General features: G+C 59.7%; 12 protein-coding genes and 2 riboswitches. Of the genes, 10 read left to right on the top strand and 2 right to left on the bottom strand.

Translation table 11 applies throughout. The features are described from left to right. Window positions 1-45 precede the first annotated feature (45 nt). The 7 genes from modA (at window position 46) to MTP42_RS08410 (ending at window position 6278) form a co-directional block, all read left to right on the top strand. Window positions 46-933 carry a molybdate ABC transporter substrate-binding protein gene (gene modA / locus MTP42_RS08440; RefSeq protein WP_227611331.1) on the top strand — a complete coding sequence of 296 codons (888 nt, stop codon included), beginning with the start codon at window positions 46-48 and terminating at the stop codon, window positions 931-933. Between the two features lie 20 nt (window positions 934-953). Then, the gene (gene modB / locus MTP42_RS08435; protein ID WP_097770533.1) at window positions 954-1628 is read left to right on the top strand and encodes a molybdate ABC transporter permease subunit; all 675 of its coding nucleotides are present in this window, start codon (window positions 954-956) and stop codon (window positions 1626-1628) included. Continuing rightward, window positions 1625-2671 (top strand): sulfate/molybdate ABC transporter ATP-binding protein, encoded by a 1047-nt coding sequence (locus MTP42_RS08430; protein ID WP_249257120.1) that lies wholly within the window; start codon window positions 1625-1627, stop codon window positions 2669-2671. Before modB ends, MTP42_RS08430 begins: the two co-directional genes overlap by 4 nt. A gap of 123 nt (window positions 2672-2794) precedes the next feature. Beyond that, window positions 2795-3220, top strand: a complete 426-nt coding sequence (bilQ, locus tag MTP42_RS08425; RefSeq protein WP_097770531.1) for a bilirubin utilization transcriptional regulator BilQ — start codon at window positions 2795-2797, stop codon at window positions 3218-3220. 1 nt (window position 3221) lies between these two features. After that, a complete protein-coding gene (gene bilR / locus MTP42_RS08420; RefSeq protein ID WP_249257119.1) occupies window positions 3222-4349 on the top strand; it encodes a bilirubin reductase in 1128 nt (375 codons plus the stop codon). Window positions 4350-4376: 27 nt separating this feature from the next. Continuing rightward, window positions 4377-4880 (top strand): flavodoxin family protein BilS, encoded by a 504-nt coding sequence (gene bilS / locus MTP42_RS08415; RefSeq protein WP_097770529.1) that lies wholly within the window; start codon window positions 4377-4379, stop codon window positions 4878-4880. Between the two features lie 119 nt (window positions 4881-4999). Next, window positions 5000-5075, top strand: a riboswitch (cyclic di-GMP riboswitch). 126 nt (window positions 5076-5201) lie between these two features. Next, window positions 5202-5277, top strand: a riboswitch (cyclic di-GMP riboswitch). A gap of 131 nt (window positions 5278-5408) precedes the next feature. Continuing rightward, on the top strand, window positions 5409-6278 hold the full coding sequence (locus MTP42_RS08410; protein WP_227623010.1) for a CAP domain-containing protein: 870 nt from the start codon (window positions 5409-5411) through the stop codon (window positions 6276-6278). A 110-nt stretch (window positions 6279-6388) separates the two neighbouring features. Here MTP42_RS08410 and MTP42_RS08405 read toward each other — a convergent pair whose 3' ends face one another. Continuing rightward, on the bottom strand, window positions 6389-6901 hold the full coding sequence (locus MTP42_RS08405) for a hypothetical protein (RefSeq protein ID WP_249257118.1): 513 nt from the start codon (window positions 6899-6901) through the stop codon (window positions 6389-6391). Further along, window positions 6898-7362, bottom strand: a complete 465-nt coding sequence (rnhA, locus tag MTP42_RS08400) for a ribonuclease HI (RefSeq protein ID WP_035393761.1) — start codon at window positions 7360-7362, stop codon at window positions 6898-6900. The genes MTP42_RS08405 and rnhA overlap by 4 nt, the downstream gene beginning before the upstream one ends. Window positions 7363-7765: 403 nt before the next feature. On the opposite strand from rnhA, the gene MTP42_RS08395 reads away from it, so the two are divergent. The 3 genes from MTP42_RS08395 to glf are packed head-to-tail and all read left to right on the top strand — an operon-like array spanning window position 7766 to window position 12727. Continuing rightward, window positions 7766-9568 carry a ribonuclease J gene (locus MTP42_RS08395; RefSeq protein ID WP_005931869.1) on the top strand — a complete coding sequence of 601 codons (1803 nt, stop codon included), beginning with the start codon at window positions 7766-7768 and terminating at the stop codon, window positions 9566-9568. Window positions 9569-9617: 49 nt separating this feature from the next. Continuing rightward, the gene (locus tag MTP42_RS08390) at window positions 9618-11627 is read left to right on the top strand and encodes a DHH family phosphoesterase (protein ID WP_227611337.1); all 2010 of its coding nucleotides are present in this window, start codon (window positions 9618-9620) and stop codon (window positions 11625-11627) included. Next, a complete protein-coding gene (gene glf / locus MTP42_RS08385) occupies window positions 11624-12727 on the top strand; it encodes a UDP-galactopyranose mutase (RefSeq protein WP_249257117.1) in 1104 nt (367 codons plus the stop codon). Before MTP42_RS08390 ends, glf begins: the two co-directional genes overlap by 4 nt. Window positions 12728-12771: the final 44 nt, after the last annotated feature.

Genomic DNA, 12771 nt, shown 5'->3' with positions numbered 1-12771 from the left:
AAATAAAAGTACAGCAAAAGCATACCCACTGTAAGGAGCAAGACTATGAAAACTATGATCTCCCGCCGCAGCTTCCTGTGCGCTGCTGGCATCGCATCCGCATCTGCCGTTCTGACCGCCTGCGGCGGCTCCTCCAGCAGCACTGCATCTTCCACCGCATCCTCCGCTGCCGCCTCCTCTGAGGCTGCCTCCGGCGAGAGCGTGGAGCTGATCGTTTTTGCTGCCGCCTCCTTGACCGAGACCCTGAACGCCATTGCCGAGACCTACTCCGCAGAGAACCCCGGCGTGACCTTCAGCTTCAACTTTGACTCCTCCGGAACCCTCAAGACCCAGATCCAGGAGGGTGCGGACTGCGACCTGTTCATCTCCGCCGGTCAGAAGCAGATGAACCAGCTGGACAGCACCGCTTCCGCTGAGGTGAACACCGAGGGTCTGGACTTTGTGGATGCCGAAAGCCGTGTGGATCTGCTGGAAAACAAGGTCGTGCTCTGTGTACCCGAGGGCAGCGACAAGGGCATTGACAGCTTCGACAGCCTGGCTGAGCACCTGAAGGCAGAGGATATCCTGTTCTGCATGGGCAACAGCGATGTGCCCGTGGGTCAGTACACCCAGAAGATCCTGGCTTACTATGATCTGGATGAGGCAGCTCTGGCTGCTGCCGGTGTCATCACCTACGGCTCCAACGTCAAGGAAGTCACCACCCAGGTCAGCGAGGCCAGCGTGGATGCCGGTGTCGTTTACTGCACCGATGCGTACAGCGCCGGTTTGACCCCCGTGGACGAGGCCACCAAGGAAATGTGCGGCCAGGTCATCTACCCCGCCGCTGTGATGAAGAACGCCCTCCATGCCGAGGCTGCCAAGGAGTTCCTGGCTTACCTGCGCACCGACAAGGCTGCGACCGTGTTCGAGAGCGTCGGCTTCACCGCACTGTAAGCATCCGCGGGGAGAATAGTATGGACTGGTATCCCTTATGGAACAGCCTGCGCATTGCGCTGATCAGCTGCGCGGCGGTGTTCTTTTTAGGCATCTTTGCGGCCTACTACATTGCAAAGCTCCCGCGCGTGCTCAAGGGCGTGCTGGATGTGGTGCTCACCCTGCCCATGGTGCTGCCGCCCACAGTCGTGGGATATTTCCTGCTGCTGCTGTTCGGCGCAAAAAGGCCGCTGGGCATCTTTTTCATGGAACATTTCGGCGTGAAGCTGGTGATGAACTGGTACAGCGCCATCTTTGCTTCCATCGTGGTGGCCTTTCCGCTGATGTACCGCACGGCCCGCGGTGCCTTTGAGAGTTTTGACGAAACGCTGGCCTGGTCGGCACAGACGCTGGGGCTTTCCAACACCTGGATCTTCTGGCGGGTGCGGATGCCCTGCTGCCGTCAGGGCATTCTGGCCGGTACGGTGCTGGCCTTTGCCCGTGCGCTGGGCGAATATGGTGCCACCAGCATGATCGCAGGCTACACGCCGGGCAAGACGGCCACCATTGCAACCACGGTCTACCAGCTCTGGCGCACCAACGATGAAGCCGGGGCCATGCAGTGGGTGCTGGTGGATATCGTTATCTCGGCGGTGGTGCTGCTGGCAGTCAACCTGCTGGAACGCAGGCAGAAGCAGGGAGGAAAGCGCACATGAGCCTGGAAGTAAATGTGACCAAGCGGTTTGATGGCTTTACCCTCCACGCTGCGTTCACGGCGGGGGACACTGCCACCGCCCTTCTGGGCGCGTCCGGCTGCGGCAAAAGCATGACCCTGCGCTGCATTGCAGGCATCGTCCGGCCGGACGAGGGACGCATCGTGCTGGATGGCCGGGTGCTGTTCGACAGCACTCAGGGCATCGACCTGCCGCCCCAGCAGCGCAATGTTGGTCTGCTGTTCCAGAACTACGCCCTGTTCCCCAACATGACCGTGGAACAGAATATCCTCTGTGCCCTGAAAAAGGAAAAGGATCCTGCCGCCCGCAGGGCCGCCTGTGCCGAGGCATTGCGTGCCATGCGGCTGGAGGAACTGGCCAAGCGCCTGCCCGGCGCGCTTTCGGGCGGGCAGCAGCAGCGTGCCGCCCTGGCCCGCATCCTGGCGGCCAAACCCCGCATCCTGATGCTGGACGAGCCGTTCAGTGCGCTGGACAGCTATCTGCGTGAGGAGGTAGAGGGGGAGGTAGGCAGCCTGCTGGCCGGGTTTGCGGGCACGGCCCTGCTGGTGACCCACAACCGGGACGAGGCCTACCGCCTGTGCAGGGAGATGATCGTGATGGACAGCGGCGAGGTGCTCCGGGCGGGCACGACCAAGGAGGTCTTTGCCGACCCCCGCACCCGTGCCGCCGCCCGCCTGACCGGCTGCAAGAACATTCTGCCCTGCACCCGGGTGGGGGAGCATACCGTTCATCTGGCGGGCTGGGAACAGCCGCTGACCGTGGCTCTGCCGGTGCCCGAGGGCTGCCGTGCCGTGGGCATCCGCGCCCATGATTTTGCGCCCTGCGCTCCCGGCACCCCCAACAGCCTGCCGGTGCAGGCCGTCTCCACCAGTGAGAATCCCTTTGACTGGAACATGATCTTCACCCTGCCCGGCGGTGAGGCCCGCCTGTGGTGGAAGGTGTCCAAGGAGACATTGGCGGCCCCGCCGCCAAAAGCACCCGACTGCCTTGCTGCCGCCCCGGAAAATATCATGCCGCTGGTCTGAGGCAAAAGAATCGTTTTCTCCCTGCTCCCGAAACAGAAATACGGAGCAGGGAGAATTTTTTTGAAAAAAGTACTTGACTTTATCAAGCAGTGCGATTATACTAGACCTTGTCAAGTAAAGGAGATGCAAAGAGTGATCCAATCGACCATATCCTTCTACGTGATGGAGTTTTACAAGCAGTTCGCAGCCTACACCACCCAGCAGCTGCAGGAGTTTGGCCTGAGCTTTGGCATGATGTATTTTGTGATCTACGTGGGCAAACATCCCGGCTGCACCCCGGCTGAGATGACCAAAAACCTGCACCTGGACTGGGGCCACTGCCAGCGCAGCGTGATCAAGCTGGTGGAAGATGGCTTTATGACCCGGGAAAAGCAGGGCCGCAGTTATCATTTGGGGCTGACCCCGGCGGGTGAGAGAGCATTCCGGACCTGCCACCAGGTATTTTTCGATTGGGATGCACAAAATTTGAGCGGGCTGACCGAAGAGGAACAGCACCAGCTCCTGAGCCTGCTGCAAAAGGCAGCACGGACGAGGAAAGAGAGTGTGTAACATGTACGACACCATCCTGAGCCCCATTGATTACGGTGGATTGCAGCTGAAGAACCGCATCATCTTTGCCCCCACCACCTTCGGCCTTTCGGACGAGGAATATCTGGCAGAGATGGAGCGGCTGGCCAAGGGCGGCTGCGCCATGATCATCATCGGCGACGTGCCGGTGGCCAAGAGCCGGTTTGAGAAGTCCCTGTTTGACAAAAAGGGCTTTGTCTTCTATCAGCAGATCTGCGAGACTGCCCACAAATACGGCTGTAAGGTCTGCGCCCAGCTCCACCAGACCGATACCGACATGATGTCCATCATCAAGTGCATCCCGGGGATGCTGATGAAAAAGATCACCCCCGACCAGCTGCGGGAGCGGATGAACGATGCCGTGGGCCCCTACATCACCAAGATGTCCCAGAAAAAGATCCATCAGATCATCGCGGGCTTTGGCAAGGCTGCTGTGCTGGCAAAGCAGGCGGGCTTTGACATGGTGCAGGTGCACGGCGACCGGATGTGCGGCAGCTTCTCTTCCGCCATCTTCAACCACCGCACTGATGAATACGGCGGCAGTGCCGAGCGCCGTGCCCGCTTTGCCGTGGAGGCTGTCAAGGCAGTGCACGCCGCTGTGCCTGGCATGGCCATTGACTACAAGCTGGCTGTCCGGCAGGAGAACCCCCATTACGGCAACGCCGGTGTGGTGGAGGAGGAACTGGCCGTGTTCGTGCCCCTGCTGGTGCAGGCAGGTGTGACCAGCTTCCATGTGACACTGGCCAACCACTCTGCGCTGGAAAACACCATCCCGCCGGCCAACCACCCCGAGTTCAAGGAGACCGGCTGCTTCCTCAAGTTCTGCGATGAGGTGCGCCGGTATACCAGCGTGCCGCTCTGCGGTGTGGGCGGCCTGAACGACCCCGATTTTGTGGAGCAGCAGCTTGCCAGCGGCCGCATCCAGTGCGCGGCAATGTGCCGCCAGCTGCTGGCCGACCCCAACTGGGTCAACAAACTGCAGAGCGGCAATGCGGCAAAGATCCACCGCTGTGTCCGCTGCAACAAGAAGTGCCTGGGCGGCCTGATCGCCCATCAGGGCACCCGCTGTGTCTATGATGCCCTGAACGCAAAAGAACAGGGAAGCATCTGATCTCAAAGAGAATAAAGGAGAATGACCATGAGCTACGCCATCGTTTTCAGCAGCAAGACCGGCAACACCCGCCTGCTGGCCGACACCCTTCGCGCAAGCTTGCCCCAGAATGAGTGCACCTACTTCGGAGCACCGGCCCCGGAGGCACTGGAGGCTGAGACCCTTTACATCGGCTTCTGGACGGACAAGGGCCATGCCGATGACACCCTCACCGCCTTTTTGCAGACCCTGAAGGGGAAGCGGGTCTTTTTGTTCGGCACCGCAGGCTTTGGCGGCAGTGCGGAATATTTCGAGCAGATCCTGGCAGCGGTGCAGAAATCGCTGGATGAGAGCAACACGGTCATTGGAACCTATATGTGCCAGGGCAAGATGCCCATGACTGTGCGCCAGCAGTACGAAAAGATGCTGCAGCAGCCCAACCATGCGCCCAATCTCGAAATGCTGATCGAGAATTTTGACAAGGCGCTGGCTCACCCGGATGCCGCAGACCTCGACCAGCTGCGCAAAAAGGCGGCAGAGGTGCAGGCATAACGGAAGAACTCTTCAAAAAAGAAGATTTTTTGAGAAAGCTGCTCCAAAACAGTTGACAGGTTCTGTCCGATATGATAGGATAGTGTCGAGGAAATGGAAACGGCTCCTCAAGGTGAATTGAATATTCTCGGCAAAACAGTCGAAAGGCTGTGACGCAAAGCTACAGGGCCTGTAAAATGGCAGCCAGCTGCTTCTCAAAGAAATATTTCTTTGGGCGACCTGCTTAGATTTTCTAGGTGTTGTTTTGCTGAGTGTATTGCAGAACAACACCTTTTTTCGTTCTCAAAATTTCTTCCCAAAAGAAGAAAGGCACGCAAAACTGAATATCCTCGGCAAAGCAGTCGAAAGGCTGTGACGCAAAGCTATAGGGCCTGTAAAATGGCAGCCAGTTGCTTCTCATCACCTGAGGGTCTCCACAGCGGAGATTGGGTGTTGAGTGACCTTCATCTGAAGCATCAGGTGTCGATTGCCGAGTATACCAGCAATCGACACCTTTTTCATGGGGCAACACAAAAGAGGTTCAACACCATGCGTAACGCTTCGATGAAAGTCCTGAAGAATCTGGTCTGCTGCGCCGCATTCATCTGCCTGATGTTTGTTCTGGCAATGCCCGCACACGCAGCTTCCAAGGCCGATGAGCTGCTGCAGCTCGTCAACGCAGAGCGTGCACAGGCTGGTGTGGCTCCTCTGAGCATGGGCAGCAGCGCACTGAATGCCGCTGCACAGGCTCGTGCAAAAGAACTTACCGTCAATTATTCCTACAACCGCCCCAATGGCAGCCGCGAGTTCACCATCCTGCCGGAGTACGGTGTGGACGATGTTTCTGTGGGCGAGAACTACTGGGCAGCTGCTGAGAATGCTTCGGACGTGGTTGCCGCCTGGAATCGCTACGATTTCTTCAAGGAGCGGATGCTGGACAAGGATGCCACCTCCGTTGGCATTGGCTACTACGAGGGCGGCGAGTACGGCAATTACTGGGTGATGATCTTCACCTACGCCCGCGGCACCAGTGAGAACGGTTTCGCACAGGAAGTGCTGGCGCTGGTCAACGCTGAGCGCGCAAAGGAAAATCTGGCACCTCTGGCCATGGGCGATGCCAAGCTGCAGGCCGCCGCCGATGAGCGCGCAAAGGAAGTGGCAAAGGTCGCTTCCCACACCCGCCCCGATGGCACCAACTGCTTCACCGTGCTGAAGGAGTACGGTGTGTCTGATACCGCCACCGGCGAGAATGCCGCCTGGGGCGAGACCACGCCCGAAAAAGTCGTTGCAGACTGGATGGCTTCGGAAGGCCACCGTGTCAATATCATGGACCCCGCCGCCAAGTATATGTGCCTTGGCTACAACTACGATGCCAATTCTCAGTGGGGCCACAACTGGATTCAGATCTTCGCAAAGTAAGCGGATGACTTCCATTGAGCGTTGTACGATGAAATAAAACAGAGCAAAAAGAGATGCACCCCGCCTTCCTGAAACCGGTTCAGGGAGCGGGGTGCATCTCTTTTGTTTTTTTATTCTGCTGCCATCTCAGCCACATCCTCGGGGCTGAAATCGCCCAAGGGCAGGATGAGCCGGGCCAGTGTTTCCTGCGGCAGGGCGGCAAGCCGGGCACTCTCGTCCGCAATTTCGGCAGGGCAGAGGACGTGCACGCCGTCCGCACCGGTCTCCACCCGGGCGCGGTGGCCGGTGGCAATGTACTGGATGCCCAGCCGGTCAGCCGCCGCCAGCAGGGCGGGGAAGCGCAGGTCGGCCGGGGCAGCGGTCTCCTCGGCCAGCTGGCTGGCCAGTTCGCTGGCATTCAGGGTGATGCACTCGATGCCCAGAGCCTTGGCGGCTTCCTTGGCGGCATCCACAACGGGGTCATCGGTGCACAGACGCACCACAGCGCCCATCACCGCAAAGCCCTGCTGCTGTAAAATGCGGACAGCTGCTTTGCAGCCCGTGCCGCCGCACAGGCCCACCAGCACCTTGTCCTGCTGTTCATAAGTATCGAACCCGCTGCCGGGCAGAAATGTATCGCTCATCGTCCCTGTCTCCCTCCGTGTGCCTGACTTTGTGCCACGGCCAGCTGGTCGCAGCGCTCGTTTTCCGGGTGGCCTGCATGGCCCTTGACCCAGACATAAGTGATCTTGTGCCGGGCTTCCTGCTCCAATGCCTGTTCCCATAGGTCGGGGTTCAGGGCAGGGGAGCCGTCGGACTTTTTCCAGCCCCGGCGCTTCCAGCCCCTGGCCCAGCCCTTTTCCAGCCCGTTGATGACGTACTGGCTGTCAGAGCACAGCCGCACCTCACAGGGCTCCTTGAGCTGGCGCAGGGCCTCGATAAAGGCGGTCAGCTCCATCCGGTTGTTGGTGGTGGAAGCATCGCCGCCGCTGAGCTCCTTTTCATAGACCTTGCCGTTGAAGCGGTAGCGCAGCACTGCGCCCCAGCCGCCCGGGCCGGGGTTGCCGCTGCACGCGCCATCGGTGTAAACTTCGACTTGTTTCATCTGTTTCTCCCGGAACTTGAATTTTTGGATACTTCTATTTAGAGCTATTTTTCCGGTTCTGTCAAGAGGAAAACGTATCATCCCCGGCTTTTCCGGCAAAGCTTTGAATTGACAAAGTGGACAAGAAATACTATACTGTTTGTAACAAAATGCGTATAGGGACGCACCGGTGCGGTGTGTCCGGCAGGAACGGGGCAGTGCCGCGGTCGCATCGAACAGATGGACTGACAGGGCAGAAATTACTCCGTTCCGGCCATCCCAGTGCCGAAAACGGGCATGGAAGCGAAAAATTCTATACGATGGTTTCGATGGGAGCGGCGGTGTGTTTGCTGCTCCTTCACAGCAGACAGGCCGCTCGCAAAGGGGTGTGCCTGCGTTTTGTAATTGATTTTGGAGGTACCGCATGGCACAGGTCAAAGAACAGAACCCGGCTCAGGCTCAGAACAATCCGAACAGAAACAGTGAATCCGGCGGGGAAAAGCGTACCCGCACCCGCCGCCCTTATTATAACCGGCGGCCCCGCCGCGCACAGCAGCCCAAGGAGGCCGCTGTGCCCATCCACATCTACCCGCTGGGCGGTCTGGGTGAAGTGGGCAAGAACATGACCGTGTATGAGTGCAACGGGGATATGATCATTGTGGACTGCGGCCTTGTATTCCCGGACAGTGAGATGTACGGCGTGGACATGGTCATCCCCGACTTTACCTTTGTGGTGCAGAATAAGGACAAGATCAAGGGCCTGCTCATCACCCACGGCCACGAAGACCACATCGGCAGCATTCCCTACCTGCTGCAGAAGTTTGATCTGCCCATCTACGGCACCCGGCTGACCTGCGGCCTCATCCGGAACAAGCTGGAGGAGTTTGGCCTGGCGGGCAAGACCAAGTTCGTGGAGATCACCCCCAAACAGAAGATCAAGCTGGGCTGCTTTACCGTGGAGCCCATCCATGTCAACCACTCCATCCCCGATTCCGTGGCCTTTGCCATTGACAGCCCCGCCGGAACGATCATCCAGACCGGCGACTTCAAGATCGATTATACCCCGCTGGCCTGCGGCGTGACCGACCTGACCACCCTTTCGGAGTATGGTCAGAAGGGTGTGCTGGCCCTGCTGAGCGATTCCACCAACGCCGAGCGTCCGGGCTTTACCGCCACAGAGCAGAAGGTGGCCGCCGGTGTCCGCAACCTGTTTGCCCGTGCCCGGAACAAGCGCATCATCATTGCGACCTTTGCGTCCAACATCTACCGCGTCCAGCAGATCATTGATCTGGCCGTGGAGGATGGCCGCAAGGTGGCGTTCAGCGGCCGCAGCATGGTCAATAACACTGCCATGGCGCAGGAGCTGGGTTATATGCACATCCCCGAGGGCACCCTTATCAGTGTGGATGAGCTGAACCAGTACCCGCCGGAGCAGGTGGTGCTGATCACCACCGGCAGCCAGGGCGAGCCCCTGAGTGCCCTTTCCCGCATGGCCTCCTGCAGCCACCGCCAGGTGCGGGTGGGCCCCGGCGACTTCATCATCATCTCCGCCAACCCCATTCCCGGCAACGAGAAGAGCGTGACCAAGATCGTCAACGGTCTGCTCCTGCTGGGTGCGGAGGTCATCTACGAGAGCATGTATGATGTCCATGTTTCCGGCCACGCCTGCCAGGAGGAGCAGAAGCTGATGCTCACCCTGACCAGACCCAAGTATTTCCTGCCCGTGCACGGCGAGTACAAGCAGCTGAAAAAGCATGCCCTGACCGCCGCGTCTCTGGGCATTCCCACCAGCAACATCCTCATTGCCGAGAACGGCTCCAACGTCATCCTGAGCCGGGACGAGATCAAGCTGGGCGAGCCTGTCACCGCCGGTGCCGTGATGGTGGACGGCCTGGGCGTGGGCGATGTGGGCAATGTGGTCCTGCGTGACCGCAAGCATCTCTCTGAGGACGGTCTGGTCATCATTGTGGCCACCGTGGACAGCAAGACCGGAAAGGTGCTGGCGGGGCCTGATCTTGTGAGCCGCGGCTTTGTCTATGTGCGCGAGAATGAGAGCCTGATGGACGGGGCCCAGAGCATTGTGGAAAACGCGCTGGATCGCTGCGTGGAAGAGCATGTGCGCGACTGGAACAGCGTCAAGACCCGGGTGCGTGAGGCGCTGAGCAGCTATATCTACCGCCGCACCAAGCGCAGCCCGATGATCCTCCCCATTCTGATGGAGGTATAAGCCGGAAGCCGCCCCGCCGGGGCAGGCAGACCAGGAGGCAGAAGATTCCATGAAACAAAAACCGAGATGGACGTTGGAAATGCTGATCGCCGCGCTGGCAGTGCTGTGTGCACTGCTGACACTGGCGCTTCTGGTGCAGCGGCCCGCGGGCTGGCCTGCGCTGGCAGTGCTGGTGGTGCTGTGGGGCATCGGCATCTGCGTTTTCCGGTATCAGCTGCGGCGCTGGACCGCCAAGTGGGTGGCTGGCGGCAGCTTTGAAAATTCCAGGACCCAATACAGCCTGGAATCCCTCTCTCAGCCGGCGGCTCTGCTTTCTGGCGAGACGGTGCTGTGGTATAACAGCCGCTTCCGCACGGCGCTGCTGGGCGGCGAGGACCGGCTTGCAGGCAGGGCACAGAAGCTGCTGCCCGGCCTGGACACCGCACAGGCCCGCACCCCGGAGGGGCAGCAGCTCAATCTGGCCGACGGTGTGTGGAATGTGCACAGCAGTACCGTGCCGGGAGGCAGCGAGAGCATGACGCTGCTCGTGTTCAATGAGGAGACCGCCCTGCGCAGGATCGAAACGGAGTACAAGGCCAGCCGCCCGGGTTACATGGTGTTCCTGGTGGACGGCTACGACGATGTGTTCAGCGATATGCTGGACAGTGAGCGCGCCCGCCTGCTGGAGGGCATCAACCGGGTGCTGGAGGATATGATCGGCCGAGGCACTGGCTTTCTGCGCCGCGTTGCCAGCGGCCGCTATATCGCCGTGGTGGAAGAGCGCCATCTGGAGCAGTATGCCCAGCGCGGCTACGATGTGCTGGATAAGATCCGTGCCCTGGACCCCAGCGTGAACCTGTCCATCTCCATTGGCATCGGGCGCGGGGCCAAGACCCTGCGGGAAGCCCAGGACATGGCCGTGCAGGCGCTGGATATGGCGCAGGGCCGCGGCGGCGATCAGGCCGCTGAGATGACCCCGGACGGCTTCACCTTTTATGGCGGCGTGAGCCACGGCGTGGAAAAGCGCAGCAAGGTGCGCAGCCGCATCGTGGCCGACCAGCTGGTCAGGCTCGTCAAGGAGGCGGACCATGTGGTCATCATGGGCCACCGGATGAGCGATCTGGATGCCATCGGCGCTGCCGAGGGCGTGCTGCGCATCTGCAAGATCTGCGATGTCCCGGCGGTGATCGCCGTCAGGCGGGATGCCACGCTGGCGGGCAGTCTGATCGATGCCCTGTGCCGGGCCGGGCAGGCAGATGATTTTATCGACCCCAAGGGGGCTTTGCCCATTATCTCCAAGAAAACGCTCTGCGTGGTGGTGGATACATACCAGCTGGGCCTTGTGGAAAGTAAGGAGATCCTGGAAAGGTGCGGCAAGGTGGCTGTCATCGACCACCACCGCAAGGGCGTGGGCTTCATCGAGCACGCAGACCTTGTCTGCCACGAGCCCTATTCCTCCTCGGCCAGTGAGCTGGTCACGGAGCTTTTGCAGTATGTGGGCGACCGGGACGACAAGCCCAGCCGGGTGGAGGCAGAGGGCCTGCTCTCGGGCATTATGCTGGATACCCGGGACTTCACCCTGCACACCGGTGTGCGCACGTTTGAAGCCGCCGCCGCTCTGCGCCGCTACGGTGCGGAGACGGAGCGGGTGCGCCAGCTCTTTGATGTGACCATGGTGGAGTACAACGCCAAGGCAGACCTTGTGGAGGCTGCCCAGATGTACCGCAACTGCGCCATCTCGGTGAGCGGCGAGGTGCCCCCCGAGGCCCGTGTGGCCATTGCGCAGGCTGCCAACGACCTGCTGACCATCCAGAATGTGGAGGCCAGCTTTGTGGCCGTGCAGGTGGGGAGCGGTGTGAATATTTCCGCCCGCAGTCTGGGAGCGGTCAATGTTCAGGTCATCATGGAAAGTCTGGGCGGCGGCGGCCACCAGACCATGGCGGCGGCCCAGCTCAAGCATATCACCCCCGAGGCAGCCCGGGCACGCATCCAGACCGCAATCGACCAGTACCGTGAGAGCCAGAAGAAGCCGCTCTCCAAAAATGAACCTGAATCCAGAAAAAAGGAGAAGCAGGGATGAACCATTACGATTATCTCATCGTAGGCGCAGGCCTTTACGGTGCGGTGTTTGCCCAGGAAGCAAAAAAGGCGGGCAAAACGTGCCTTGTGATTGATAAGCGCGGCCACATTGCCGGGAATATCTACACCGAGGAAGTGGAGGGCATACAGGTCCACCGCTATGGGGCCCACATCTTCCACACCAGCAGCAAGGCAGTGTGGCAGTATGTGAACCAGTTTGCGGAGTTCAACCGCTACACCAACAGTCCCGTTGCCAATTATCACGGCGAGATCTACAATCTGCCCTTCAATATGAACACCTTCAATAAGATGTGGGGTGTGGTGACCCCCGCCGAGGCCAAGGCAAAGATCGAGGAGCAGAAGCGGGAAGCGGGCATCACCGACCCGAAAAATCTTGAGGAGCAGGCCATCAGTCTAGTGGGCACGGACATTTACGAAAAGCTCATCAAAGGCTACACCGGCAAGCAGTGGGGCCGCCCCTGCACCGAGCTGCCGGCTTTCATCATCAAACGCCTGCCGGTCCGCTTTACCTACGACAACAACTATTTCAACGCGCTGTATCAGGGCATCCCCGATGGCGGCTATACCGCCATGGTGGAAAAGATGCTGGAGGGCATCGAGGTGCGGCTGAATGTGGATTATCTGGCCGACCGGGAGAACCTGAACGCACTGGCCGACAAGGTGGTCTATACCGGCCCGGTGGATGCCTACTTCGGTTACCGTCTGGGCGCGCTGCAGTACCGCAGCGTCCGCTTTGAGACCGAGGTGCTGGATACCGACAACTATCAGGGCAACGCGGTGGTGAACTATACCGATGCGGATACGCCCTATACCCGGATCATCGAGCACAAGCATTTTGCGTTTGGCACCCAGCCCAAAACGGTGATCAGCCGGGAGTACAGCACCGAGTGGCATCAGGGCGATGAGCCCTATTACCCTGTAAACGATGAAAAGAATGGCGCGCTTTACGCAAAATACAAAGCGCTTGCCGATGCCGAGACAAAGGTCATTTTTGGCGGCCGGTTGGGCGAGTACAAGTATTATGATATGGATAAGGTGATCGAAGCAGCATTGGATGCGGCGGCACGGGAGCTGGGGTAACCCCACTGTCATCGAAGGCGTTGACGCAACGGTCTGAATGCTGT

Origin of the sequence: Faecalibacterium sp. I2-3-92, from assembly GCF_023347315.1 — a bacterium.
Lineage (GTDB): Bacteria > Bacillota > Clostridia > Oscillospirales > Ruminococcaceae > Faecalibacterium > Faecalibacterium duncaniae.
The sequence above is the reverse complement of the archived record's forward strand: the minus strand, read 5'-3'. Positions and strand labels throughout refer to the sequence as shown.